This is a genomic window from Paenibacillus sp. FSL R5-0486 (assembly GCF_037975155.1).
In the GTDB taxonomy this organism is placed as follows: domain Bacteria; phylum Bacillota; class Bacilli; order Paenibacillales; family Paenibacillaceae; genus Paenibacillus; species Paenibacillus amylolyticus.
In genome coordinates this window covers 3,990,326-4,017,314 of the sequence record NZ_CP150237.1, presented here as the reverse complement: position 1 = coordinate 4,017,314, position 26,989 = coordinate 3,990,326, and the positions used below count along the sequence as shown (strand labels likewise).

Annotated in this window: 23 protein-coding genes; 18 read left to right on the top strand and 5 right to left on the bottom strand. The window is 46.7% G+C overall.

The window, feature by feature from the left end; all coding sequences use genetic code 11:
- The first annotated feature begins 198 nt into the window (after positions 1-198).
- From MKY01_RS17780 to MKY01_RS17765, 4 genes are all read left to right on the top strand, one after another.
- Positions 199-621 carry a MerR family transcriptional regulator gene (locus MKY01_RS17780; protein WP_127550679.1) on the top strand — a complete coding sequence of 141 codons (423 nt, stop codon included), beginning with the start codon at positions 199-201 and terminating at the stop codon, positions 619-621.
- A complete protein-coding gene (locus MKY01_RS17775) occupies positions 611-1,135 on the top strand; it encodes a hypothetical protein (protein ID WP_339282897.1) in 525 nt (174 codons plus the stop codon). Before MKY01_RS17780 ends, MKY01_RS17775 begins: the two co-directional genes overlap by 11 nt.
- 90 nt (positions 1,136-1,225) lie before the next feature.
- Positions 1,226-1,396 (top strand): hypothetical protein, encoded by a 171-nt coding sequence (locus tag MKY01_RS17770; RefSeq protein WP_164783390.1) that lies wholly within the window; start codon positions 1,226-1,228, stop codon positions 1,394-1,396.
- A gap of 344 nt (positions 1,397-1,740) precedes the next feature.
- Positions 1,741-3,057 (top strand): hemolysin family protein, encoded by a 1,317-nt coding sequence (locus MKY01_RS17765; RefSeq protein WP_036613746.1) that lies wholly within the window; start codon positions 1,741-1,743, stop codon positions 3,055-3,057.
- Positions 3,058-3,126: 69 nt separating this feature from the next.
- Here the strand turns inward: MKY01_RS17765 and MKY01_RS17760 are convergent, their stop codons facing one another.
- The gene (locus MKY01_RS17760; protein ID WP_339282894.1) at positions 3,127-3,777 is read right to left on the bottom strand and encodes a hypothetical protein; all 651 of its coding nucleotides are present in this window, start codon (positions 3,775-3,777) and stop codon (positions 3,127-3,129) included.
- Between the two features lie 263 nt (positions 3,778-4,040).
- On the opposite strand from MKY01_RS17760, the gene MKY01_RS17755 reads away from it, so the two are divergent.
- Complete coding sequence (locus MKY01_RS17755; protein ID WP_036613749.1) at positions 4,041-4,553, top strand: hypothetical protein; 513 nt, start codon at positions 4,041-4,043, stop codon at positions 4,551-4,553.
- Between the two features lie 2 nt (positions 4,554-4,555).
- Here MKY01_RS17755 and MKY01_RS17750 read toward each other — a convergent pair whose 3' ends face one another.
- The 4 genes from MKY01_RS17750 to MKY01_RS17735 all read right to left on the bottom strand — a co-directional run bounded on the left by MKY01_RS17750 (position 4,556) and on the right by MKY01_RS17735 (position 8,879).
- On the bottom strand, positions 4,556-5,509 hold the full coding sequence (locus tag MKY01_RS17750) for a hypothetical protein (protein ID WP_127550687.1): 954 nt from the start codon (positions 5,507-5,509) through the stop codon (positions 4,556-4,558).
- Positions 5,487-6,077 (bottom strand): sigma-70 family RNA polymerase sigma factor, encoded by a 591-nt coding sequence (locus MKY01_RS17745; RefSeq protein ID WP_017688141.1) that lies wholly within the window; start codon positions 6,075-6,077, stop codon positions 5,487-5,489. Before MKY01_RS17745 ends, MKY01_RS17750 begins: the two co-directional genes overlap by 23 nt.
- A 246-nt stretch (positions 6,078-6,323) precedes the next feature.
- Positions 6,324-7,556, bottom strand: a complete 1,233-nt coding sequence (locus tag MKY01_RS17740) for an aminopeptidase (protein ID WP_339282891.1) — start codon at positions 7,554-7,556, stop codon at positions 6,324-6,326.
- Positions 7,557-7,646: 90 nt separating this feature from the next.
- A complete protein-coding gene (locus MKY01_RS17735; RefSeq protein ID WP_339282889.1) occupies positions 7,647-8,879 on the bottom strand; it encodes an aminopeptidase in 1,233 nt (410 codons plus the stop codon).
- Positions 8,880-9,095: 216 nt separating this feature from the next.
- On the opposite strand from MKY01_RS17735, the gene MKY01_RS17730 reads away from it, so the two are divergent.
- The 13 genes from MKY01_RS17730 (at position 9,096) to MKY01_RS17670 (ending at position 26,988) form a co-directional block, all read left to right on the top strand.
- Entirely contained in the window at positions 9,096-9,362 is a 267-nt protein-coding gene (locus tag MKY01_RS17730; RefSeq protein ID WP_074095413.1) for a hypothetical protein, read from the top strand.
- A 180-nt stretch (positions 9,363-9,542) separates the two neighbouring features.
- Positions 9,543-10,352 carry an MBL fold metallo-hydrolase gene (locus tag MKY01_RS17725; RefSeq protein WP_036673769.1) on the top strand — a complete coding sequence of 270 codons (810 nt, stop codon included), beginning with the start codon at positions 9,543-9,545 and terminating at the stop codon, positions 10,350-10,352.
- Positions 10,353-10,520: 168 nt separating this feature from the next.
- Positions 10,521-11,531, top strand: a complete 1,011-nt coding sequence (locus MKY01_RS17720) for an aldose 1-epimerase (RefSeq protein ID WP_339282887.1) — start codon at positions 10,521-10,523, stop codon at positions 11,529-11,531.
- Positions 11,532-11,663: 132 nt separating this feature from the next.
- Positions 11,664-13,052, top strand: coding sequence for a class II fumarate hydratase (fumC, locus tag MKY01_RS17715; protein WP_339282886.1), 1,389 nt, complete (start codon positions 11,664-11,666; stop codon positions 13,050-13,052).
- A gap of 176 nt (positions 13,053-13,228) precedes the next feature.
- Positions 13,229-15,973, top strand: a complete 2,745-nt coding sequence (locus tag MKY01_RS17710; RefSeq protein ID WP_282321145.1) for a CHASE3 domain-containing protein — start codon at positions 13,229-13,231, stop codon at positions 15,971-15,973.
- 221 nt (positions 15,974-16,194) lie between these two features.
- A complete protein-coding gene (locus MKY01_RS17705; protein ID WP_127550701.1) occupies positions 16,195-17,817 on the top strand; it encodes a PucR family transcriptional regulator in 1,623 nt (540 codons plus the stop codon).
- Positions 17,818-18,056: 239 nt separating this feature from the next.
- On the top strand, positions 18,057-19,562 hold the full coding sequence (gene pucL / locus MKY01_RS17700) for a factor-independent urate hydroxylase (protein ID WP_339282885.1): 1,506 nt from the start codon (positions 18,057-18,059) through the stop codon (positions 19,560-19,562).
- Positions 19,562-19,939: a hydroxyisourate hydrolase gene (gene uraH, locus MKY01_RS17695; protein ID WP_339282883.1), complete on the top strand. Its 378-nt coding sequence runs from the start codon at positions 19,562-19,564 to the stop codon at positions 19,937-19,939. Before pucL ends, uraH begins: the two co-directional genes overlap by 1 nt.
- Before the next feature lie 43 nt (positions 19,940-19,982).
- Positions 19,983-21,386 carry an allantoinase AllB gene (allB, locus tag MKY01_RS17690; protein WP_339282881.1) on the top strand — a complete coding sequence of 468 codons (1,404 nt, stop codon included), beginning with the start codon at positions 19,983-19,985 and terminating at the stop codon, positions 21,384-21,386.
- Positions 21,383-22,690 (top strand): Zn-dependent hydrolase, encoded by a 1,308-nt coding sequence (locus MKY01_RS17685; protein WP_315372275.1) that lies wholly within the window; start codon positions 21,383-21,385, stop codon positions 22,688-22,690. Before allB ends, MKY01_RS17685 begins: the two co-directional genes overlap by 4 nt.
- A 6-nt stretch (positions 22,691-22,696) precedes the next feature.
- Positions 22,697-23,938 (top strand): alanine--glyoxylate aminotransferase family protein, encoded by a 1,242-nt coding sequence (locus MKY01_RS17680; RefSeq protein ID WP_076250345.1) that lies wholly within the window; start codon positions 22,697-22,699, stop codon positions 23,936-23,938.
- Positions 23,932-25,527, top strand: coding sequence for a gamma-glutamyltransferase (ggt, locus tag MKY01_RS17675; protein ID WP_339282879.1), 1,596 nt, complete (start codon positions 23,932-23,934; stop codon positions 25,525-25,527). The genes MKY01_RS17680 and ggt overlap by 7 nt, the downstream gene beginning before the upstream one ends.
- Positions 25,528-25,665: 138 nt before the next feature.
- Positions 25,666-26,988, top strand: coding sequence for a 5'-deoxyadenosine deaminase (locus MKY01_RS17670; RefSeq protein WP_047843321.1), 1,323 nt, complete (start codon positions 25,666-25,668; stop codon positions 26,986-26,988).
- Position 26,989 lies beyond the last annotated feature (1 nt).

Below are 26,989 nucleotides of genomic sequence, written 5' to 3'. Positions count from 1 at the left end.
TACAAAAAAGAGAGTATCCAGCCATGTCGAAGCATGAGCGAGGATGCTCTCTTTGGTTTAGTTAAGAATTAGTTATGTTTCTCAAAATGATATTCTCCTTTTTTAATAGTTTTTTGACTAGATGCATATCCATACAGTAAACTGTACATATTACAGTTTACTGTATGGGTATAAACTAAAGTGTAAAGGAGTGAGGTTATGAATCAGTACACTGCAAAGCGTATCTCAGAAATTCTTCAAGAAGATGATACTAAGATGAATCTGAGGACGGTTCGGTACTATACACAAATAGGCATGGTTCCTCCGTTAGAGTTGGTAGGAAATAAAAGAGTATACACCGATAAACACATTCATTATTTTCGAGCAATTATAACTTTATCAAGAACTGGTGAGAACTTAGCATCCATTCAAGGAAAATTGAAGCTTCTTTCTGTAGAGGAAGTGGAAAAAATCGGCCAATTGATGAGTTTATATAGCCCAGATCGTGTCTTGGAAAACGAAACTCTGACAATAACAGATGATGTTTCAATTACATTAAGTCCTCGAGTTTCTGCCGAATTAAAACAGAAGGTAATTGATTCTGTCTCACAGGTTTTAAGGGGGGAGTTTAATGATGCTTAATTTACGGTTGGCTAAAAAAAAGATGGAAAAAGAAGAAGGAATGAATCATTTATGGATTGAGCTCACCCATACCAATAATTTAAATGAAAATGCAATATTACGTATTCACCTCCCAAATGGTCTTTATCGAGGATTAAATTTGAATGGGAATTTTGAAACAGAAACAGATGAAATAAAATTAGTGTCACGAGACAAAGACGTATTTATTGAGTTTTATACACAGTCGAGAATAGATTGTGATGAGGCATTGATTAATGTGGAATTATGTTATCAAAGTAGTCATCTAAATTGGAAAGGAATAAAACAGCACATAACAGTTCGCTTTGTAGATGAGGAAGATGTAGATGATGAGCATATCGATCATCAAGTCATTGAACGAGTGATGAAACTCGAAATTAATTCGTCTAGCAAGGCTGGCTCAGATAGTGAATTATTAGTTATCAGACCAAGGACGTATCAAACAAGGGACAGTGAATATGCTTATCTTGAAAAGGACTATCGAATAAACTACTAGTGGAAGGGAGCGCTCAACGTATTTTACGAATGCGTAAACTTATTGATAATGTGATATGTAAAGCACAATAACAATGGGCAGGTGATAAAAATGGACCAAGAGGCAATCGAATATTCCGTAGAATTCCAAGATTCTTATGGGATCATATACACTCGAGAATTGAGAGCTGAAAGTATAGCTGAAGCAAAAATCATCATTCAAAATAACTATCCTGATGTTGTAATTCGAGCAGTCACACGTATTACAGAAAATGATAAGTGATTAACTATCTAATGATCTGAAAGTTAATCACTTATCAATACAACTGAGAAAATAGGAAGCATAACGGCGTATTGAGTAAAAATTTTTCCGGGGAACAGCGTAATCGAGACTTTTGTTAAAGAAAAAAGGCGTTTGTGCCATTTCGTTGTCATAGGACACGGATTGACTGTGTAGTTTAGAATTATATAATAAAAGAAGCATATCTTTTTTATTCGACAGAACAAGGTGGAGGTGGAAGCATTGGGAAGTTGAAATTGCATATGAGCGGCAGAATGGCAAATATCCTACATTTTCGAAGGAGGTGGACCTATTTGCCGAAGAATGACGGCGAATAGGATGAAAATTTGAGTGACCCCTTACCGAGTATTTTAAATTTAGTAATCATTGGTTTACTTGTATTAATGAATGGTTTCTTTGTGTCGGCGGAATTTGCGATGGTGAAAGTTCGTGGAAGCCGGATTGAGGCTTTGGTGGAAACAGGCAACAAAAATGCCATCTATGCTTCCAATATCGTACGTAATCTGGATGCATATCTATCAGCTTGCCAACTAGGTATAACTTTGGCTTCACTGGGACTGGGGTGGCTGGGAGAACCGGCAATTGCACATCTGTTAGAGCCCATGTTTACCGCATTTGGACTGGGACCAGTCTACGTTCATGGAATCTCTATTGCCATTGCATTTGTGATTATTACGATCTTGCACATTGTACTGGGAGAACTTGCTCCCAAAACGATGGCAATTCGAAAGTCTGAGACGATCACGTTGTGGTCTGCGGCTTTGCTAACGTTCTTCTACAAGTTAATGTATCCATTCATATGGGCACTGAACGGTATGGCTAACGGCTTGTTGAGACTGTTCCGAATGGCACCAGCTTCGGAGATGGACTCCGCACATAGCGAAGATGAAATACGCATTCTGATGAAAGAAAGCAATAAGAGCGGTTTAATTGATAACACTGAATTAGCACTTGTTGATAATATATTTGATTTTACGGATACAACCGCCCGTGAAATTATGATTCCGCGGACGGAAATGATCTGTCTGAATGCCAATGAGTCCATGCTGGAGAATCTGGAGATTGCCAGTGAGAGTATGCGAACAAGGTATCCGGTATATAACGGAGACAAGGATCATATTATCGGCTTTATTCACATTAAGGATCTGATGCGATCCCAACTTACGGATACCATCTCCGTGATCCGGCCCATCCTGGCTGTGCCAGATACCACGCTAATCAGTGATCTGCTCAAACGTATGCAGCGTAGCAAGACACAGATTGCGATTCTGATTGATGAATACGGCGGAACCTCCGGCCTTGTCACACTTGAAGATATCATGGAAGAGATCGTAGGCGAGATTCAGGATGAATTCGACCATGAGCGTCCTGTCATTGAACAAGTGGATGAGATGGAATACTCTATTGATGGATTGATGCTGATTGAAGAAGTCAGCGAACGATTCGGACTGGAGATGGATCGTGCCGATTACGATACCATCGGGGGCTGGTTATACTCCAGAGTAGATGCCATTCCACCTGAGGTCGGTCAATCGGTTGAGTATGGGGGTTATGTATTTGTCATTCAAGAGACAGAGCATAAGCGGATTTCCCGAGTAAATGTGATTAAGCTGGAACTGTTGGTTGAAGAAGAAGGCGCGTAGCCGGATCGAAATTGTAACAAATGAAGCTGTATGTTGACGTAATGGTCATCGTACAGCTTCTTTGCATGTTCATGATTCTTTGGGTGCATGAATGACAATATCGGCGTAACGATTCTCCGTGACCAAGCTGTTCTCGATAGAAATTCGCTTATAAGTGACGTAAACATTCTCTCCCGGAGCAAGATCATACTGGATATTCAGCTTTTTTCGAGTGGATTGGGTTGTTGTCGGTGTCTTAATGGTGATGATGGCGTACATAGGCGTATCGACAAAAGTAACCTCGTGAGAATTGTAGTCCCCCACCTTAGTGGTGGATAACACGGGATTTTGCTTAAACTGGGTCAGGTGATCATTCACCATGCCAAGTGTTACGGGTAACACATAAAACAGAAGTACCAGAGGCAGAAGGCAGAAAGCAATCCCGAAAACACGTAAAAATTTGACATGGGAAAGGGTTCGTCCGCTCTGCTTGAGTAAAAGAAAAGCAAGGACGGGGGACAGTACAAGTCCCCAGATCATAAAGGGCAATACATAGCGTTCAATCCCCATGCTTATCCAGCTTTCCCGAGCTGTAGCCAAGAAATATATTAAGGTCCCTGCGGTAAGCACACTCACCAAGATAACAAGCCAACGTTTGAACGAGCCGGCAACTTCGATATGTAGTTCATTCGGATTGGAGCTGTGACGATGCCTTCTGGATTTGGATTGAAATTTACTCAAGTTATACACCTCATTTGCAAATCTGGTTGGTTAATATGGTTTCGTGTATCCATTACCCAATACATACGGGCTGGAATAATTTAGGTTTCAACCATGCTGGAGATGCATGCAAAGATAAAAGACGCTGCCGACAGAAACATCGGAGCGTCTAATTTTTTTTGAAACCTGTCACCCGATCCGTCCGTTTATACCCTTACACAAAATCAAATATGGAAGCGGAGGATGGATCAATATGCGGAAAATGAAGCGGAGGATGGATCAATATGCGGAAAATGAAAACGAAGAGTGCGGCATCTATGCTAAAAATAACCCTCGTTGCCTTGTTAATGGTGCCAACAATCCTGGCTATACCTACGTCCGAACCAGCCGTTGCAAGCCCGATGATCAACGTGTCCTCTGGTGCCCTTACAGCTCCGCCACCGCCAGAACCATCCATCCATTCGCTTGCTACCACTCGAGAACTTGGACATTTCTATCAAGCGGTCGGTGCAGTCATTCCTGGGGGTGGACTATCGGCTATCGTCAATACCAAGACCATGACATATACAGCAATGAAGACACTTTCCGTAGATTATCGACTTGAGCGCTGGACAGGAACAGCATGGGTAACTTTTAAAACGAGTTCCAACAATGCAACGAATACAAACTTACTGAATGCCGCATCGGATTGGACCGTTATGCCAGGATATTATTATCGCGTTACCAGTATTCATACAGCGTATGATGGAAGTACCACGGATACAAGCAAACATGTCTCTGGCACCGTGTTATTCTGATCTTATCGACGGGTGCTGCCTGGAAACTTTTGCTCTTGAAAATCGTTGGCAATAGCAGTCATTTCTTCTTCCGAAAGGGTGCCAAACAGACTCATATTGTTGGAACCCATCATCCACTGAAAGGAGTTATAGGGTGGGCCGATATACATCAGTGCTTCCGAGCCATCCGCCAGTTTTACGGTGCTCATATCACGAAGCATGGCCCCTTCAATTTTCTCCCCAGGCATGACATAGATATAATCAAACTGGATAATCTCATCTTCTATGCTTTTGCCTTCACTGGTATATTGAACTCTCATTTGGTTGGACTCATAATAATCGTCTGGATTCACAGGGTTTTCAGTATCAAGCACGAGTTCGAATTTGACCTTGTTGAATCGCTCGGGAATGGCCTTGGATAACAGAAAGTCACCCATGAACCCTTCGCGTGCAATCTCTTCCGTAACAAGTACTGGACGAAACTGATGGCTCGATAACTCATACGAAGGTGTATTAAGAGCTTCTTCTTCTTGTACCTTAAGAATGTCGTCCAAGCTGGTTTCTGGTGGTGGAGGCGTTTTGGCTGTTGACGGATCAGCCCCCAGTTGGGTCGTACGATCCTCAATGATAATGGATTTCATGCCATTGCCCCAATCCTTGATGGATTGCACAAAAGGGGATACCGCTTGCGTACCGGACGGCAGGCTGAAAATAACGGCCCCGATAGTTACGGATGCAGCGACTACAACTGAAAGTCGCAAGGTACGTATTCTTTTTTTACGTAAACCGATTCTGTTAATTTCCCTGTTTACCTTCTGCCAGGATTGCCGCATGGATTCGGTATGGGAGGCGGAAGGGGCAGAGACGGCCTGATGGAAAGCTTCATCAAAAGCCAGGTCAAACGCAGCGTCGAAATATTCGTCTTCCAGCTCTGAATCGAATCGCTCCACGTTTTTATCGGACTTGCCTTTGCTCAATGCTTCCACCCCATTCCTTATGTAATTTCTTCTTAATACTGCCGCGGGCTCTGAACAAGCGTTGCTTCACAATGTCTTCGGAGGTATCCAGCAGTTCGGCCATCTCTCGGTAGGAGAGACCTTTTTTCCACCGTAACTCCACCAGTACACGATATTCCGGTTTGAGCTGTCTGAGATAATATTCAATGGACTCTTCCATCATCTGCGTTTCTACCATGCTTTCCACGGAAGCTGCGGTCTGATTCATCGTCTCCATATCTATAAAAACACTATCCGTATCCAATTGGTTACGGTTATTTTTATTTTTTCTCAGATAATTAATAGCTGTGTTCCGTGTGACAACCTTGAGCCAGGCTTTCAGTTTGACCTCGTCTTCAAAGATGGGTTTGTTTTTAATGATTTTGATAAAAGCTTCCTGAATAATATCTTCTGCTGCAGCACGCTCCTTGATGATATAAACGATAAGACCATGTACCATATTATAATATTCATAATACACTTCTTCTTGAAGTGCAGAGCCTAAATTATGGAAATCTGAGGCTAGTAATAACTGGAGCCGATTGGCCATGATGTTCTCCTTTCTGGTGAACAGTCCACAAACATTGGTATCATTACATTTTACAACATAATATGGAAACGGTACAATGGGAGGTTGGTCCGGGAAAAACCAGATGAGAGAAGTGTGTATAACATGCATGAAAGTTTGCTGAAAATTAATAAAAGGCCGTCTCGCCAACCATGAATACATGGTTGCAAGACAGCCTTTCGACTATTCAGAGAACATACATTACGGGAGATAACTCTCCGCGATCATTTAGAACGCCCAGTCTCCCTTAAGGAAGATGGCTTCACGTTCGCCGTTTGCCGTGATACCGTAGATGTCCGTCTCGGGAGAGCCCATCATGAAGTCCACATGGGTGATGCTGGTGTTCATGCCACGGGTTGCAAGTTCTTCAGGAGACATCGTTTTGCCACCTTCGATATTGAATGCATAGGAACTGCCAATCGCAAGATGGCACGACGCATTCTCATCATACAATGTAGTGTAATACAGGATGCCACTCTCAGAGATCGGTGAATGGAAGGGAACCAAAGCGACTTCGCCGAGGTAATGAGATCCTTCATCCATGGAAATGAGTCTTTCTAGCGTATCCTGACCTTCTTCAGCATGAAAATCAATGATACGTCCGTTCTCAAATGTGAGCGAAAAATGATCAATGATACTGCCGCCATAGCTGAGTGGTTTGGTGCTGGACACTTTGCCATTAACGCCATGTTTGGCTGGAGCGGTGAATACTTCCTCTGTCGGGATATTCGCAACAAAAGGGGTGCCTTGCTCATTCACGCTACCTGCCTGCGCCCAGATATGACCTTCTGGAAGCTCGACAGTAAGATCCGTCCCTGGGGAGAGGAAATGTAATGCTTGATACTTCTTGTTGTTCAGGGCAACGGCTTTGGTCTCCAGTCGTTCAATATGCTGTTCCCAAGCCGCTACAGGGTCCTCCAGATCGGCTCTCACCGCAGCGAAAATGGCTTCCCACAACTGGCTAACCTGCTCAGCTGCCGGGAGATCCGGGAATACTTTGGCTGCCCAATCGGGCGAAGGACATGCCACACCCGTCCAGCTCATTTTATCCGCCTGTTGATACTGACGGTACTTGGCCATCGCCTGACCATATGTACGCTGATGAGTAGAAATCCGCTCCGGGTCAATACCTTTCATTAGGTCTGGGCTGGATGACAATACGGTCAGGAAGGCTGCATTATTGGCCGCCAGTTCTTCAAGCTCCGCTGCATGCCATTTCGGCGGCTCTTGGAAGGATTCCTCAGGGGCCATCTCAAACCGCAATCGATTGACGGTTTCATCTCCGTATTTTACAATCACCTGCTTGGCTCCAGCTTCATATCCCTTACGTACCAGCAAACGTACAAATTCAGCGGTATCAATCATCGCAGAGATGACAAATACTTGCCCTGGTTGCACATTAGCACCTACTCTTACAGCAAGTTCAGCGTAACGATCCAGTTTTTGTTCAAAACTTAACATATGAGTTCCCTCCAATTGTTGAATTTTTGACCTGTTGACGCAGGAAAAGAGAGGAGTAATCTCCTCTCTCCTAAATCACATCAAACAGGATTAGAATGCCCAGTTTCCTTGCAGGAAGATCGGCTCTTCCGCGCCTTCGGAGGTCACGCCGTGGATGTTCATTTCTCCGGATCCAATCATGAAGTCTACATGAGTGAGGCTGGAGTTCATGCCACGTTCAATCAGCTCTTCTTTGGACATCGTTTTACCACCTTCCAGACAGAAGGCATAGGCATTACCAATCGCCAAATGGTTGGAGGCATTTTCATCAAACAAAGTATTGTAGAACAAAATATTGGTATCGGAAATTGGGGACTGATGTGGAACGAGGGCTACTTCACCCAGATAATGTGCGCCATCATCTATCTCGATCAGGTTTTTGAGTGCATCGAGACCTTGATCGGCGGTATAGTCAACAATTCGGCCGTTCTCGAATGTAAGGGAGAATCCGTCAATCAGGTTGCCGCCGTAGCTCAGTGGTTTCGTGCTTCGCACTGTACCGTTAACACCCGTTTTCAGCGGAGCCGTGAATACTTCTTCCGTAGGCATATTGGCAATAAAGACATGTCCTTGCTCATTCACACTTCCACCGGATACCCAGATATGGCCTTCTGGAAGTTCAATGGTCAAGTCTGTGCCTGGAGCTGTATAGTGAAGCTTCTTGTATTTTTTGTTGTTCAACAGATCAGCGCGGGAATCCAGGTTTTGCAAATGGGTTTTCCATTCGGCAACAGCATCCTGCTCACCGATCCGTACCGTTTTGAAAATGACATCCCACAGGCGGTCCACTTGTTGCGCTTCCGGCAGATCCGGGAACACTTTAGCTGCCCATTCCGGAGAAGGAACGGCCACGATAGACCAGCTGAATTTGTCAGCCATCTGATAAGAACGATATTTTTCGAGCGCTTTGCCGCGCACTTTTTGGCTGGTAATAATGCGTTCCTGCTCTACACCGTTCAGCAAATCTGGATTTTCAGCGATGACGTGCAGAATAGCGGCACCTTCTTCAACCAGTTCAGTCATTTCAGCTGCAAACCATTTCGGTTCAATGGAGAAGGCTTCATCAGGTGCAAGATCGTAATGAAGACGTGTAACGGTTTCATCACTCCAGTTTACTTTGACCAATTTCGCACCTTTACCGTAGGCTGCTTTGACAATCAGTCGTACAAAATGTGCTGCCGAGATTGGAGCGTTAACCACGAGTGTCTGTCCAGGATGGACATTGACACCAACTTGTACAGCCAGTTCAGCATATTGCTGCAGATTCGTTTCAAAAGTATTCATGCTATTTTTTCCTCCAATGTGATAATAATATCGTAGCTTGTTGGCTATTATAGTCCTCATTACAACTATGTAAGGACTCAGAATGGTTCCTTCATTGAATAAGGTATACGTTGCTACGTTATATATTGTACAATTAACCAATAATAATTACCAAACTAGGTTTACCAGAAATGTTGGAGACCGACTGTAGATGAAAGATTAAAGGAGAGAATGATTGTGAATATTGAAATTATAAGTGCTGAAATGCGCCGTGAAGGTGAAAAAGGATACGTGGGAAATACCGTTTACCGCACAGAAGGCGAAAAGTCAGTATATGAGATTACCTTCATGAGCAAGAACGGAAAAGACTGGGACTATAGCTTGCATTTCACAGAGCAATCCGGTGATGAAGAAGAGTTACTGCGTATGGACGAGTTGCTTGAGAATGATGACGATCTGTACAATCAATTGCTCGATGCTGCTTTGGAGGCATTTCCGGCTTAACTGGCCGAGATGTTCTTGTTCTATTGTGTTGTGTCGATGACTATACTAGACGGTGTATGCCCGAAACAGGGTGTATACCGTCTATTTTATTGGAAATGTTGAATAGATGATCCAGAAAAGGGAAGTCTACGAGATGAATGGAACCAGAGAGACAATCCGCCTAATGGGAGGTAACCGTGAATGGCATCTGACAATCTGATTACAGAAGGATTGACGGGACTTGAAGAAGTCGCGCCCGATATTCTCAGTCTACGTACACTATTCGTTAATGTCGTGTTCATCGGAGAGCCAGGAAGCAGGAACTGGGTCCTCGTGGACACTGGAATGGCGAGGTTCACAGATCATATTGTTCAGGTTGCAACAGAACGATTTCAAGGTCCGCCGTCTGCGATCATATTGACGCATGGTCACTTCGACCATGTAGGAACCGTTATTGAGCTGGAACAATTCTGGGGTGTGCCAGTGTATGCTCATCCGCTTGAAATTCCGTATTTAACGGGGTTAAAAGATTACCCGCCAGCGGACCCTTCTGTAGGTGGAGGTTTAATGTCCAGGTTGTCATTCGCTTATCCCAATGAGGCAATCAATCTGGATGATCGGATATTCAGTCTACCCAAAGATCATTCCGTTCCAGGTCTATCAGGATGGGAATGGGTGCACACGCCAGGTCATACGCCTGGACATGTGTCGCTGTTTCGGGAAGCGGACCGTTTGTTAATTGCGGGAGATGCAATCATCACAGTGAAGCAGGAATCGCTGTGGAGTGTGTTGCTTCAGGACAAACAGTTGCATGGCCCGCCTTCCTATTTTACAACCGATTGGCAGGCTGCTCATCAATCTGTCCAGCATATAAGGCATCTGGAGCCGAAACTTGCGATTACCGGGCACGGGCATGCCTTGAGCGGAGATATGCTGAGTGAATCCTTGAAGCGGCTTGATCTGGACTTTGAAGAGAGCACTGTGCCGGATCATGGCAAATATGTGGATTAATTGAACCATCATATGAAAGACAGCAGAGACAGCCGTAACGTATTGCAGCTGTCTTTTTTGTTTTTCTATTATGAATTTGTTCTCTATCATAGATTGGTATTTTACGCTCGGGCATGATATAGTCGAGCCGTATAATATAACCTTAGTATGCAGGAGGTACATATAACGATGACACAGCAAAATGGAACATTTGAAGAACAATTTGGAGGGATACCAGCCATTTGGCTTCGTTTTAATCAGTTTGAAGCGGCAGTTATTCCAAGCGTAGGTGCGAACCTCGTTGCTTTCCGTGATACAGAAAAGGGTTTTCGTTACTTGAGAGAACCGAATCAGGATCAGATGGATGAGTTTATGGCTGCACCTGCGGTCTATGGAATTCCGATTCTTTCTCCACCGAACCGTTATGAGGATGGACGCTTCCCCTGGAATGGTAAAGTCTATCAGTTGCCTGTGAACGAACCGGCTACAGGTAACCATTTGCATGGATTTTTGCATGATGCCGAGTGGAAGGTTGAGGGATACGGTTCTGATCAGCTGGATAGTTATGTGTTGCTTAGCCAGGACGTGAAAGAAGGACATACATTCCATCAGTACCTGCCGTTTACGTTTACGGTGACGCTTCGTTACTCTTTGAGCAGCCAAGGACTTCAGCAACAATTGATCGTCCGCAACAACGGGACTGAATATATGCCGAATTTGTTTGCATTCCACACGGCGATTGCTGTACCTTTTGCACCGGACAGTCAGGCCTCGGATTACACGGCCAAAGTTACGATTGGACAACGTCGTGAATTGAATGAGCGTTCTCTGCCAACAGGACAATTTCAACCGCTTACACCTGAGGAAGAACAATTGAAGAAAGACGGGGTTAGTCCGTTCTTTGCTGCCATGGATAATCATTACACGGCGGAGCCGCAGAATGGACGTAACTATATGGAACTTACGGATCACCGTACTGGAGACAAACTGGTATACGATGTGGGTACCTCCTACAAGCACTGGATGATCTGGAACAATAACATGGGTGGCGAATTCTTCTGTCCTGAACCACAGATGAACCTGGTTAACGCTCCTAATGTTGAAGGCATACCTGCAGAAGAAATCGGATTGATCGGTTTGGAACCAGGTGAACTATTCGAACAGAGCAGCCGATTGTATCCAATTGCGTCACAAAAATAATTCACGCTCATTTTGCGCTACGCTTACAATTTTGTCGAAAAGGTGAAAAACTGCTCGCAAATCATGTATAATATGACGAGATACACAAGCTTTGTAGAGACCCAAACCATCTTTTTGGAGGAGGACAAGCAAGTGGAATACCGCATTGAGAAAGATACGTTAGGCGAAATGAAAGTACCAGCCGACAGGCTGTGGGGAGCTCAGACGCAGCGCAGCAAGGAGAACTTCCCGATTGGCAATGAACATATGCCGATGGAAGTTATCCGTGCTCTTGCCATTTTGAAAAAAAGTGCTGCGGCCAGTAACCATAAATTAGGTAAATTATCTGCGGCTAAGTCCGATGCTATTGCTTATGCAGCAGACGAGATTATTGCAGGCCGAATTGATGACCATTTCCCACTGGTAGTATGGCAGACGGGAAGCGGAACACAATCCAATATGAACGTGAACGAAGTGATTGCCAATCTGGGGAACCAACTGCTGGAGCAAAAGGGCAAGGAAGAGCGTCTGCATCCAAATGATGACGTGAACATGTCCCAGAGCTCCAACGATACATTCCCAACGGCTCTGCATGTCGCAGGTGTTCTGGCTGTTGAGGATCAACTTTTGCCAGCAATCGCTGTATTAAAAGCCACTTTTGCAGACAAGTCGGATGCATTCAAGGATATTATCAAGATTGGACGTACCCACCTCCAGGATGCAACACCAATTACGCTTGGTCAGGAGATCAGTGGTTGGGAAGCCATGCTGGGCAAGAGTGAGCGTATGATCCGTGAAAGCGTACAGTATCTGAAGGAGCTTGCGATTGGCGGTACAGCTGTCGGAACGGGCATTAATGCACATCCGGACTTTGGGGACTTCACTGCCAAGGAGATTGGCAAACATACGGGGAAAGATTTTGTATCTGCACCAAACAAATTCCACGCACTTACAAGTCATGATGAAGTTGTGTATGCGCACGGTGCGGTTAAAGCGCTTGCAGCTGATTTGATGAAAATTGCCAATGATGTCCGCTGGTTGGCCAGTGGCCCTCGTAGTGGATTGGGCGAAATCCGTATTCCTGAGAATGAGCCAGGCAGCTCCATTATGCCGGGTAAAGTCAATCCAACTCAGAGCGAGGCCATTACTATGGTGGTTACGCAGGTCATGGGTAATGATGCAGCGATTGGTTTCGCGGCAAGTCAGGGTAATTTTGAACTGAATGTATTCAAACCGGTTATCATCTATAACTTCTTGCAATCCGTGCAACTCCTGGCGGACTCCATTATTGCGTTTAATGACAAGTGTGCCGTGGGCATTGAGCCTAATCTGGATCAGATTGAACATAATCTGAACAATTCGCTTATGCTGGTTACAGCGCTTAACCCGCATATTGGTTATGAGAATGCAGCCAAAATCGCGAAACTTGCACATAAAGAAGGCTTGTCTTTGAAACAGGCGACGTTACAAACGGGCCTGCTTACCGAAGAGCAATTTGATCAATATGTCGATCCAGCCAAAATGATCGCTCCAAAGGCCTAAAATCAGCCAAAATGAGCAATATAGATCACTGAAGAGGACGACCTGCACAAGCAGGTCGTTTTTCTTATGATTACCGATGAACTTAAAGCTTGTCAGACTATACGTATACATATAAACTACATATGCACCAGTTTTAATTTAATTATGGGATTCGTATATATTTGGAGGTTTCCGCGTTGTCAAAAACGAGAAGATTTACGATACGCTCCAAAATTTTATTGGGCTATCTTGTGGTTGTGCTTTTGTTTGGAGCTGTTCTGTTAGTGCTTACGGCCCAAATTAATGTGTTACAGAAGGAAAATGATTTTATCTCCCATCATGATCTGGAAGTACATAATCTGACCAACGCGATTGAAAAAAATGTCTTGAACATGGAGACAGGACAGCGTGGATTCATGATTACAGGTAATGAAAGTTACTTGGAGCCTTATTCCCAAGGCCTATCCCAGTGGAGTTCCAACTATGATCAGTTGAATGCTCTCATTAGCGATAATCCTTCACAGCAGCAGAGTCTGCAAAGCATCAAAGCTCATATTACACGCTGGATTGAGATCGCTGGGGAGCCGTCGGTGGACTTGAAAAAGCAAGGGGATCAAGCGAAAGTTGTTGCATTCTTTCAATCTGATCCGGGTAAAACTGAAATTGATCTGCTGCGCTCTCAACTTACAACCTTCCGTAATACAGAGATCGCTCTGACCGAGGCGAGGGTTACTGAACTTGCCAGACGTAGCTCCACACTGCTGACGATTATGTACACGCTGTGGGGTATTATTGCAGCATTATCCATTGCAGCTGCGATTGTGATATCCGGAAATATCGTCAAAACGTTGCGAGATGTTATGCAAACCATCAGTGATATCTCCAAAGGTGGAAACCTGAAGCAGCGAATTCAGGTGCGCACACATGATGAAGTGGGAGATCTGGGCCACGAAACCAACAAATTACTGGATGAAGTACAGGAACAGAATCGGGTCAAGGACCAGATTACAGGCATTGCCACACTCTTACAGAACCCGACCAATCTGGAAGGATTGTCCCGCTTGTTCCTGAACGAGCTTGCCGTGTTGTTTGAAGTTCCCTATAGCGTCTTATATTACTGGAAAGACAATCGACTGCTGCGCTTGGCTGCATATGCTGGGGATGGAGAGAAAGAACGTTCGCTCGGTAAAGTGTCGCTTGCTCCGGGTGAGGGGCTTGTAGGTCAAAGTGCTGTGGAGAAGAGAGTTTTACGCATGAATGATCTGCCCCAGAACTATATCCGAATCTCTTCGGGTCTCGGGTATACATCTGCCACATCACTTACTGTAGTCCCGATCCTGTTCGAAGGCAGAACGATTGCGGTAATCGAGCTTGCTTCAATGAAGCCGTTGCAAGAGAATGATATGAAGCTAATGCAAGAACTGACGGATATTTTTAGTGTTTCCCTACACTCTACCGTCACTCGCATGGAATTACAGCAATTATATGATGAGTCACAAGTTCTAAATGAAGAATTACAGGCACAATCGGAGAAACTTCAGGCTCAGACCGAAGAGATGTTGTCTCAGACGGAGGAACTGCAAATGCAGACCGAAGAACTTCATATGCTTAACGATCGTCTGGAAGTACAGAAGAGTGCTGCAGAGACATCAGCCAATGAACTTTCGGTTGTGGCAGATCAGTTACGAACGAGCTCGGGGTACAAATCCGAATTCTTGGCGAACATGTCCCATGAACTGCGGACACCGCTCAACAGCATGTTGATTTTATCTGAGATATTGTCTGAAAATAAAAATCAACACTTGAATAGTGAAGAGCAGAACTATGCTTCAGTCATTCACAAATCAGGAAAAGACCTGCTGAATCTGATCAATGATATTCTGGATCTATCCAAGGTGGAAGCCGGACAGATGGAAGTGGATTTCGATGATGTCTATCTGGGCAGTGTTCCTGAAGTTATGAACCAGTATTTCCTGAAAACAGCGGAACAGAAAAAAATAGATTTCCGAATTCAGCTCCAAAGTCCTTTACCGGAAACGATCGTGACGGATGAGATGAGATTGCATCAGATTCTCCGAAACCTGCTCTCAAACGCATTCAAGTTCACCAGTGAGGGTGAAGTTGCCTTAACCATCTCCAAAATGAGTCTGGCTCATCCTGAATTGAAAGATCAAGAGACCGACGTGATTGCTTTTTCCGTCAGTGATACAGGGATCGGAATTGCGGATAACAAACTCGTGCAGATCTTCGATGCTTTCAAACAGGCGGATGGAGCTACAGCACGTAAATACGGGGGAACCGGACTTGGCCTGTCTATTTCTCAATCGCTTGCGAATTTGCTGGGGGGTTCGATCTCGGCAACAAGTCGTGAGGGGCAGGGCAGCGTGTTCACGCTATTCCTGCCACTGCGAAGAGATGAACCTGAGACTATGAATGCATCGCGGTTGTTCCTGGATGAGGTGGCTACCACTACACCTGAGATCAATAAGCTTCCTTCAATCACTTCCGGACAATCGGATGTTTTATTGACACCTCTGGAAGAAGCGTTGCTCAGCGGACGCCAAGTACTTGTCGTTGATGATGATATACGTAATGTATATGCCCTGGCTAACGCCCTTGAGCAATACGGTATGAATGTCATTTCAGCGCAGAACGGGTACGAGTGTCTGGAATTGCTGGAGCGTGGAGGAGTCAAGCCTGATATCATCATGATGGATATTATGATGCCGGAACTGGATGGTTATGAGACAACTCGCCAGATCCGTGAACGACTTGGTCTGACTCAGCTTCCGATTATTGCGCTGACAGCCAAGGCCATGAAAGAGGATCGGGAGAAATGTATTGCAGCAGGTGCTTCGGACTATCTCAGCAAGCCATTGAATATCAAAGATGTATTATCCCGTATGAAATTATGGATGAATCACGAAACCATGGAAATCTGATCTAAAAACCTATGCCGATTACAGGAAAGTGCGCTGTAATTAGGTCATAGGTTTTATTTTTTTGCCGTGTAAGCTTTATTCAGAAAATTGATGTTATAATACTTAACAATAAATAAAAGTTGAATGCATAAATATGGATTTAATTAGAAAAACAATGCAAAATTTAGTTTCGTTAACCAGAATGACATAACATTGTGTTATATATATGGGAGGTAGTGTCCATGCAACTTACGGTTAAAGAGGCTTTACAGGTGTACCCGTTGTCAGAGGCCAAACTGGTTGCGGGTGGAGAAGGGACTTCACGGATGATGAAATCCGTTAACGTCATGGACGCTCCTGATATCGCGGATTGGATCAAATCCGGAGAAATGTTGTTCACCACCGCTTTTATTATGAAAGACAGTGAGACGGATGCACTGCGTTTGATGCGACGTTTGAATGAACGCGGCTGCGCAGGACTCGGCATCAAACTGGGACGTTTCTGGCAGTCCATTCCCCAAGGTATTGTCGAGGAAGCTGATCGGCTTCGTTTGCCACTCCTTGAGCTCCCCTTTCAATTCACCTTCTCCGACCAGATGAATGCCTTGTTCAAGGCTGAACATGAACGTAGCAACCGTTTGCTGCATGAGGTTGTGCAAAAGCAGAAAAAATTAATGCAGTTTGCGCTGCAACAGCAGCCACATCGGAATGTGTTTGCCGAACTTGCCACGGTGCTGAACTATCCGCTTGCCGTCATTGGTTCACGTGGGCATGTGCTGTATGGTAGTGAAGGCATTGCAGGGGATGCTGTAACCCAAGGCTGGCCTTGGAAATCCGTCATGCACCGAGTGAAATGGAATCAGGGAAGTTGTCATCGCGTACCCATCAAGCAAAATGATGAAGAATACGGATCGTTGCTTGTGTTTACCGATTCAGCCTTATCACTTAGAGCGGAGGAAGAGCTGTTCCAACAGGCTGCGGATGTACTGGCATTTTATATGGATATGACTTATCGCGAGCATATTAATCCGACTGTGCAAGATGAGATGCGTACACTGCTTTCACAGTATCTGGATAACAAAATGACTGTTCAGGAATTGACCACTTTGAGTGAAAACAAAGGTGTACATCTATTCCAGGGAACTTATCAGTGCGTACTGATTACACTTGAGCCGACTCTGTTTGCCGAGGGAAAGTTGCTTAAACAGATTCATCGTGAGTTGCAATACAATCCGCTGATGCAATTCACGGCCTCACAGCATTTTCAGATCGAAGATGGCATTCTGTCCATCTACACCTGTCCAACAGGGCGAGATTATGGAGAGGAGCTGTCAAGTTTTCTCTTGAGCCGTTTCGGTGATGTTCTGGCAGCGCAAGAAGCAAAAGGAGCACCGGCTCCGCGTTTCTGGATCAGCAAAATGAAACATGAGCCCAAATCGCTCCGTGAAGCATACCAGGAGTGTCTGGATACTCGACAACTGGCTCGTCGATTCGGCATGAAAGACCGTGCGTTGCAATTTGAAATGCTCGAATTTGCCTATGTGTTCCAACACGTACCGGATAACATCATGGAGAACTACTGCAATAAAGTACTCGAACCACTACTTGCCAGGGATGGTGATCCCAATCAGGTGCTGATGAATACATTGGAGTCCTTTATCGAGAATGACGGACTGATCAATGAAGCTGCCAAGCAACTGTTTGTGCATCGCAACACGGTCACTTATCGTATGGAGAAAGTTGGCAGCTTGCTGCAAATGGACTTTAAGAAAACGAATGATCTGCTTAAATTAAAGCTGGTATTTACCTTCCGCAAGTTCGTGCGGGACAAAGCAGTTGCAAGACCGCACAATGTCCAACTCTAGACCGCACATTGTGCAACATGACAATGCCACCGGGTTAGACCCCCAAGAACCGCATTCCGTTGATGGAGTGCGGTTTTTTCATGTTTAAGGGTAACAAAAGCTGCTCTTCCCGTGCACAGCAAACAAATCACAACTCTGATGTTATGTTATATTACAAAATTGCGTAAATATTGTTGTCGCGACGTTGAACGGCACTTAGAATGAAGAACAATAATCCACAACAGACCGGAGGTTCTAACATGAGCGACTTAATTAAACTTGTTAACAACTGGTCTATCACACAGTTTGTGCATACGTTTGGCGGCTTATTTGAGGAATCACCATGGGTGGCTGAGCGAGCCGGGCTTTTACGACCTTTTGATTCATTTGAACAGATGATGAAAGTGATGAAAAACGTGGTTCAGGTATCGGATGACCAGGTGAAGTTGCAGTTGCTTCGAAATCACCCGGATCTTGGAGCGCGAATCAGCATGAGCAACAACTCCGTTCAGGAGCAGGCTGGTGCAGGACTTGATTCACTCTCACAAGAGCAATACAACGAACTTCAACAATTAAACAAAGTATATACAAGCCAATTTGGCTTTCCATTCATATTGGCCGTTAAAGGCCATACCGCAAGTTCCGTCCTCGAATCCATGCGGCAACGTCATCGCCGAGGCAGGGAAGAAGAATTCGAGACTGCAATGAAGGAAGTATTCAAAATTGCGGGCATTCGTTTGGAGCAGTGGCTTGCACAGATCGGTCATGAACATGAGTTCGTGAGCAAGCCAGCCACAGTGCAGCAGCGGACGATGTATTACGGCAAAGGGGATGTGTGGATGTACCGTTCCTACGCCAAACCGTTGACGGGTATCCAGTCCATTCCGGAATCTCCTTTTATGGGACGCAGCAATATTCTGTTTGGATTGAACATCAAGGTGGCTGTGCAGGGGGATGAATTCTTGCCTTCTTTTGCAGAAGGGGATAATTCGCTGGTGGTCGCAACCGATTCGATGAAAAATTTCATTCTCAAACATGCAGCGGATTACACAGGAGCGACGGTGGAAGGATTTCTTGCGCTGGTAAGTCGGCGTTTCCTGGAGACGTATCCGCAGATGAGCAAGGTTCAGATGACAGCGGACCAGATTCCGTTTGAAGATATACCCATTGGATTAGAAGGAAGTTATCGACCTAGTGCGCTCGTATTTCGTTATTCGCAGAATGATCGGGCGACAGCTGCCGTGGAAGCAGAACGATCAGGAGACTCGATTGAACTCAGCAACCATTTCAGTGGTGTAGCCGATCTGAGACTGATCAAGGTCAAAGGCAGTGAATTTGCCGGATTCATGCAGGATGAATATACCACTCTTCCAGAGACATGGGATCGACCGTTATTTATTTTTCTGAACATCAATTGGCGTTATGAAGATCCGAGAGATGGCATGGACGATCAGCGTGGACGGTATGTAGCGGCGGAACAGGTCAGAGATTTGGCTGCTGCGGTATTTCATGAGTGTCGATCCGCTTCCATTCAACATCTGATCTACCAGATTGGACGAAGGTTGTTAAGTCGATTTGAGCAACTGAGTGAGGTTTCATTTGAGTCCAACAATCGGACATGGGAGACAGTGCTGGAGGAAGTAAAAGAGGGGGAAGGCAAAGTGTTTACCGAGCCGAGACCGCCATATGGATTCCAGGGTTTCTCGATGACAAGGGATGATCTGGGAACAGACGGCCGTGACTCCGGGAAAGCAGGTGACGTCTAATGGCGCTGTCTGATGGACGAATTACAACTCATGTGCTGGATACATCCAAAGGCGTGCCTGCGACGGGTGTTCGGATCGAGCTGTATAGCCTGAAGAGGGATGGAGAACAGGAAAGCAAGACAAAAGTGGCTGAATCGGTGACCAATGCGGATGGACGTTTGGATGCACCGCTGCTGGATGGAGGCAAGTTGGAGTCAGCCATATATGAGCTTCAATTCCATGTCGAGAGTTACTACGCACAGCGTTCGTTGGAGGAGCTAGGCCAGGCATTATGGACGATTGTTCCGATTCGTTTTGCCGTATCTGATACCTCAAGCCATTACCATATTCCATTATTGATTGCTCCAGGAGGTTACAGTACATACCGGGGAAGCTGAGCATGCACACATCCGGTTCTGATTCAGGGGGAGGGTCATCCACATGACAACATTTGATACCATCATCCGGGGGGCCCGGGTGGTGCTGAGAGATCGGGTAGAGCAACTGGATATTGGCATAACTGGTGAAAAAATAACGGAACTATCCACGCGGCTGACCGCTGGTGAAGCGACTTGCATCATAGAAGCTGAGGGGCTTACAGTGATGCCGGGTGTCGTAGACATTCATGTACACTTCAATGAACCCGGACTCGCCAGTTGGGAGGGATTTCGATCGGGTTCGGCAGCCCTTGCCGCAGGGGGAATCACGACCTATGTCGATATGCCGCTTAACGGCGTACCACCAACCACAAGGCCGGAAGCATGGGAGATGAAAAAGAAAGCAGCCGCAGACCAATCGTATGTTGATTATGCGTTCTGGGGTGGTTTGGTTCCAGGCAATCGTGATGAACTTGCTCCACTGGCAGGGTTGGGTGCTGCCGGATTCAAGGCATTTATGTCTGAGCCGGGCGGAGATGGGGAAGATATTTTTGCCAGAGCCGATGACCATACTCTATTGGACGGGATGAATGAACTTGCCAAATTAAAACGTGTGCTGGCACTTCATGCAGAGGACGAAGGCATGGTTGCCGAACTCGGCGCGAAAAGCATTGCGGAGGGAAAGACTGAACCGATGGATTATGTCCGGTCCCGTCCTGTTGAAGCCGAAGTCGTCGCGGTTGCGCGGGCATTGAGATACGGTGAACAGACCGGGTGTGCGCTGCATTTTGTGCACATTAGCACCCGGGAAGCACTGGATCTGATTGCAGCGGCCAAACGGCGTGGGCAAGACGTCACTTCGGAGACATGCCCTCATTATCTGACGCTAATTGATCAGGATGTGGTCCGATTGGGTGCTGTAGCGAAATGCGCTCCACCGCTTCGCAGCTCTTCCGAACAGGAGCTGTTATGGGATGCACTGACGTCAGGATTAATTGATGTTATTGCTTCAGACCATTCTCCATGTCCGCCATCCATGAAACAATCCGATAACTTTTTTGAAATCTGGGGCGGTATATCCGGTGCACAAAGCACACTGCTAATCATGCTGGAGGATGGACATCTTCAGCGTAATATCGACCTCCCCTTACTTGGAAGAGTGCTCTCCCTTCAGCCTGCCAGAAGGCTTGGTTTGGAGAACAAAGGAGAGATTGCGATTGGCAAGGATGCAGATCTGGTCCTGATTGACTGGGAGAGAAGCACAACCCTGAACACGGAGGATCTGCTCTATACGCATAAACAGAGCCCTTATGTGGGACGTACATTTAACTGTCAGATTGCAGACGTATTTTGCCGTGGGCAACGGGTATATAACTCGGAATCCGGATTATCTCCTGTGCCTCCCGGGCAGCACATTGTGGCTTACTCTTCTAGTCCCATCGAAGCGGGAATGGAGGAGACGCCATGACAGAATCTGGAGTATACCGGTCATCCGGTACAAATAATGCACCTCTTCCTTTGCCGGATGTGGAACAGGTGGAGCTGCAAGCCATGCTTGACTGGCTGTCGACATATGGCGCGGATGCACAGGGCGGCGTTACAAGACTGTTGTATGACTCGGCTTGGTGTGAAGCACAAGGTGCCCTTGCAGCCAAAATGCAGGAGAAAGGGCTGTCTCCCGAATTTGACCAGTCCGGTAATCTGTATGGCACACTCAAGAGTGAGGGTAAGGAATCAGCGACTGGTGCTGAAGAATTGCCGATTGTGACCGGATCACATATTGATACGGTGGTGTATGGCGGCAAATATGATGGTGCTTACGGTGTGGTGGCTGGTGTTCTTGCTTTGGAGTATTTACAGAAGCATTTTGGAGCACCGAAGCGAACACTTCAAGTGGTATCGTTATGCGAAGAAGAGGGAAGTCGATTCCCTTTTGCGTATTGGGGTTCACGCAGTATAACAGAAATAACGGCTCTGGAAGATGTAGAGCATCTGAAGGATCAAGACGGCGTTACCTTTGCACAAGCGATCCGGGATGCGGGTTTTGGACCTGATAGTGCATATAGACCTGCCGCGAAAAATTACGGTGCCTTTATTGAGCTTCACATTGAGCAAGGTCAGGTTCTGGAACGTCTTGGACATTCGATTGGAGTTGTATCCGATATCGTAGGTCAGAAGCGGTTCAGTATTACCGTAAGCGGGGAAGCGAATCACGCAGGAACGACGCCGATGTCCTGGCGCAAAGACGCACTTGCCGGAGCGGCCGAGATGATTACTGTGGTAAGGAGTGTCGCATTGGATGCAGGAGAACCGCTTGTAGCTACGGTTGGGCGAATCACGGCCGATCCGGGTGTTGGGAATGTAGTTGCAGCACGGGCGGTGTTTTCACTCGATATCCGCCATATCAGGCAGGAGAGTATTGATCGCTGCTGGCAGGATATGCTCCAGGCATTTAGTCGTATCGCAGCCGAGCAGCAGCTTGTACTGGACTGGCAAGAGCATCTATCCGTCACACCTATTCCCATGAACGCACAGATGATCTCAGACATTCAGGATACCTGTGAGCAGGAGCAGTTGTCCTACTGGTTAATGCCAAGCGGCGCGGGACATGATTCGCAGATTTTTCAGCCGGCTTGTCCGACGGCCATGATCTTTGTGCCGAGTCAGGACGGTATTAGTCATAATCCACTTGAATATACAGCTGAAGCAGACCTGATGCACGGTTTTCAGGTTCTGGTCCGGCTACTCTATAAATACGGTTACGGGAGTTGAATGCAGATGTCCAACTATAAAGAGTTATCTCCGTCCTTGCGGACCATTATGACCCCGGGACCCGTTGAGGTTGATCCGCGTGTGCTAAGAGCATTATCCTTTCCGATCCTGGGGCAGTTTGACCCGGAGTTCACATCCTTGATGAACGAGACGATGGCGATGCTGCGTGAGCTGTATATGACAGATAACGAGTGGTGTTATCCAGTTGATGGTACATCCCGTTCAGGGATAGAAGCTGTGTTGGTCAGCCTAATTCAGCCCGGTGACAAAGTTCTCGTTCCGATCTACGGGCGATTCGGACATCTGCTGGTTGAAATCTCGGAACGTTGCGGTGCAGAGGTTGTCTTTTTTGAAACGGAATGGGGAACGGTATTTGATCCGGAAGAGGTGATCAAGGCGATCCATACCCATAAACCAAGTCTGGTTGCGATGGTTCACGGTGAGACTTCCACCGGACAGATGCAGCCCCTTGCCGAGATTGGCAAAGCCTGTCGTGATCTTGATATTTTACTCGTTGTGGATGCTGTGGCTACCATTGGTGGGACTCCGGTGGAGACGGATGCGTGGCATCTGGATGCGGTAATGGGTGGTACGCAGAAATGCCTGTCTGTTCCTTCAGGGATGGCACCTCTCACATACAACAGTCGAGTGGAGCAGAAATTGATGAGCCGCAAAACAGTTGAACGCGGACTGCGAGATGCAACCAGTGCGAGGGCAGAAGGCCGCACGATTGCCAGCAATTATTTTGACCTGAGCCAATTGCAGGATTACTGGAGTTCAGCACGGTTGAACCACCATACAGAAGCTACCTCCATGCTCTACGGTCTTCACGAAGGTTTGCGTATTCTGCTGCAAGAAGGATTGGAGGCAAGGTTCCAGAGACATCTGGTGAATGAACGTGCGTTGGTCGCTGGAATTCAAGGAATGGGACTACAGTTGTATGGGGATATGTCAAGCAAACTTCCGGTAGTCACCTGTATCACCATTCCGGAGGGGATTGATGGTGAGTCGGTGCGCAGCATGTTGCTGAACGATTTCAGCATTGAGATTGCCAGTTCATTTGGACCGTTGAAAGGGCAGATCTGGCGGATCGGTACAATGGGATTCAGCTGCCAACGCAAGAACGTACTTCATGTGCTGGGAGCGCTGGAAGCTGTTCTTCTCCGTCATCGTCACGTATTACCAGCCGGTGAAGCGGTGCAGGCCGCATTGGATGTGTATGCAGGGAAGGAGGGTGCCTTATGTTAAACCAGATGCCAATCTCCAGAGAGGTTATGGTCACCTCTCCTCATTATCTAGCGAGTGCAGTTGGAAGTTCTATCCTCCAGCAGGGCGGTAATGCTTATGATGCTGCTGTTGCGGTCAGTGCAGCTCTGGGTGTGGTATATCCGCATATGACCGGACTTGGAGGGGACGCCTTCTTCCTGATTCATGATGGAACGAGCGGTGAGATTACCGCTTATAACGGAAGTGGCCGCTCAGCCGCAGGCATTCATGCCGATACGTTCAAAGCGATGGGCATGAATGCCATCCCTCAACGCGGTGTGCTTAGTGCCATCACGGTTCCGGGAATGGTGGATGCCTGGTGGGAAGTCTGGTCCCGGTACGGTAAGTTACCGTGGGAGAAGTTGCTTGAACCTGCCGCGCAGTATGCGGAAAAAGGATGCCCTGTATCCCGAAATCTCCGCCTGTGGATGGAAAGGGATGAAGATTTCATTATGGGGCATACACCGCTGCGAGCGGTATTTGCGCCTTTGGGTACACTTTTGCAGGAAGGTGAGCTGCTGATCCAGCCTGATCTTGCTGCCTCCATTCGTCTGATTCAGACGGGTGGAAGAGACTCTTTTTATACAGGAGAGCTTGCGGATCGTCTGACTTCGGCTATTCGTGAGGATGGGGGCATGCTTGCCCCAGCAGACTTTGCAGGCCATCGGGGCGAGTGGGTGAAACCGGTCAGTACGGGGTATCGTGGCTATGAAGTTCATCAGATGCCGCCCAACTCGCAGGGATTCTCGATGCTGATGATGTTAAATATGCTGGAGCATACGGATCTGTCCTCTGTAGCACGTACCTCACCGGAATTCTATCATCTTATGGCGGAAGTGGTGAAAAAGGCGTTTCGTGATCGTGATCGTTATCTGACTGACCCGGATTTCAGGGATATTCCGCTGGATCATCTGTTATCCAAGGGTTATGGAGACCAACTGTGGAATGAGATTCAGTCTGCTCCACCTGTGGCACAGCCGTTTTTGTCCAAAACGATAGGTCAGGACACGGCGTATGCAGCGATTGTCGATAGCGAAGGCAATGCCGTTTCATTCATCCAAAGCCTGTATTTTGACTTCGGTGCAGCGTATGTACCGGAGGATACGGGAGTTATCATGCAGAACCGGGGGTCGTTTTTCTCCTTAGATCCGAGGGATGCCAACGTTCTGGAACCCAACAAACGCTCATTCCACACCCTCATGCCGGGCCTTGTTACACGAGATGGCAAACCTTATATGCTCGTGGGTACACAGGGGGGAGAAGGGCAGCCGCAGACACAATTATCTGTGCTTACCGGAGTGCTTGATTATGGGCTGAACATTCAGGAAGCAATCTGCCTGCCGCGTTGGGTGTACGGACGTACATGGGGCGAAGAAGGTGATACGATGCGTGTGGAGAACCGATATCACGATGACGTATGTGCAACCCTTGCCCAGTGGGGACATAACGTTGAAGCGAGAGCGCCGTGGGACGGCATTATGGGACAGTCGCAAGGCATTGTCATTCGTGAGGACGGCATGATTAGTGGCGCAGCAGACCCTAGAGGTGATGGTATGGCTATTGGGTGGTAACAGCTACATTGGACATTTATAAGTTCAACTAGATATTTACACGATAACAGCGATCGGAAGATTGGTCTGTCATCGGAATGCAAGTGTAAATATATATGAGTTGTAATATATAGACAGACACAGATAGGGGAGATTGGCATGGGAACGATCCTGCTGAAAGGTGCACAGCTTGTGACGATGAATGCAGAAGAGGAAGTGTTCATTGGAGATCTGTTGATCGAGGATAATAAAATCAAGGAGATTGCAGCGCACATCGACATGCAAGCTGACCAAGTCATTGATGCTCGTGGCAAAGTGCTGTTGCCAGGTTTCATCCAGACGCATATTCATCTGTGTCAGACCTTGTTCCGTGGACGTGCGGATGATCTGGAACTGATGGATTGGCTTCGTCAACGTATTTGGCCGCTAGAGGCAGCACATGATGAGGAGTCCGTGTATTATTCGGCAATGCTTGGACTCGGCGAATTGATCTCCAGCGGAACCACGACCATTCTGGATATGGAGACGGTACATCACACGGACTCGGCGTTTCAGGCGATGGCACAGAGCGGCATCCGGGTCATCTCTGGCAAAGTGATGATGGATCATGGAGACGAGGTTCCGGAACCCCTGCGTGAGGATACAGCAACTTCGCTGCAACAGAGTGTGGATCTGCTGGAGAAATGGAACGGGTTTGGCGGAGGTCGCATTCAGTATGCTTTCTGTCCACGCTTCGTTGTATCCTGTACCGAAGAATTGCTGGTAGAGGTGCGCGACCTGTCGAATAAATATCATGTCAAAGTCCACACCCATGCCTCCGAGAATCGCGGAGAGATTGAACTGGTAGAACACGAACGCGGAATGCGTAATATCGTATACCTTGATCATATCGGTCTGGCTACCCCAAGATTGGTGCTGGCCCACTGTGTATGGCTGAGTGAGGAAGAGAAGGAGATCATCCGCAAGCGCGGTGTCAAAGTCACTCACTGTCCTGGATCAAATATGAAACTTTCCTCCGGGGTAGCAGATATTCCGGATCTACTGAATCGGCAGATCGCGGTTGGGATTGGGGCAGATGGTGCCGCATGCAACAATAATCTGGATATGTTTCAGGAGATGCGCCTGACGGCCCTGATGCAGAAGATTCCTCATGGTCCAACGGTGATGGATGCTCGGACCGTATTACGCATGGCTACCATGGGCGGTGCAGAGGTGCTTGGCTTGTCGAAGGAAATTGGCAGTCTCGAAGTGGGCAAAAAGGCAGATATGCTGTTGCTGGATCTGGATGATTTCCACACGTACCCTTCCTATGAGACGGATGTCTATTCCCGCGTAGTGTATTCCGCAACACGTAGCTGTGTGGATACCGTTATTATTGACGGAAGTATCGTGCTCAAGAATCGTAAGATTCAGACGATTGATCGTGGCATTGTGCTGCGTGAGTCGGATAAGAGTATTGCAAGATTGATGAAACGTATCTGAT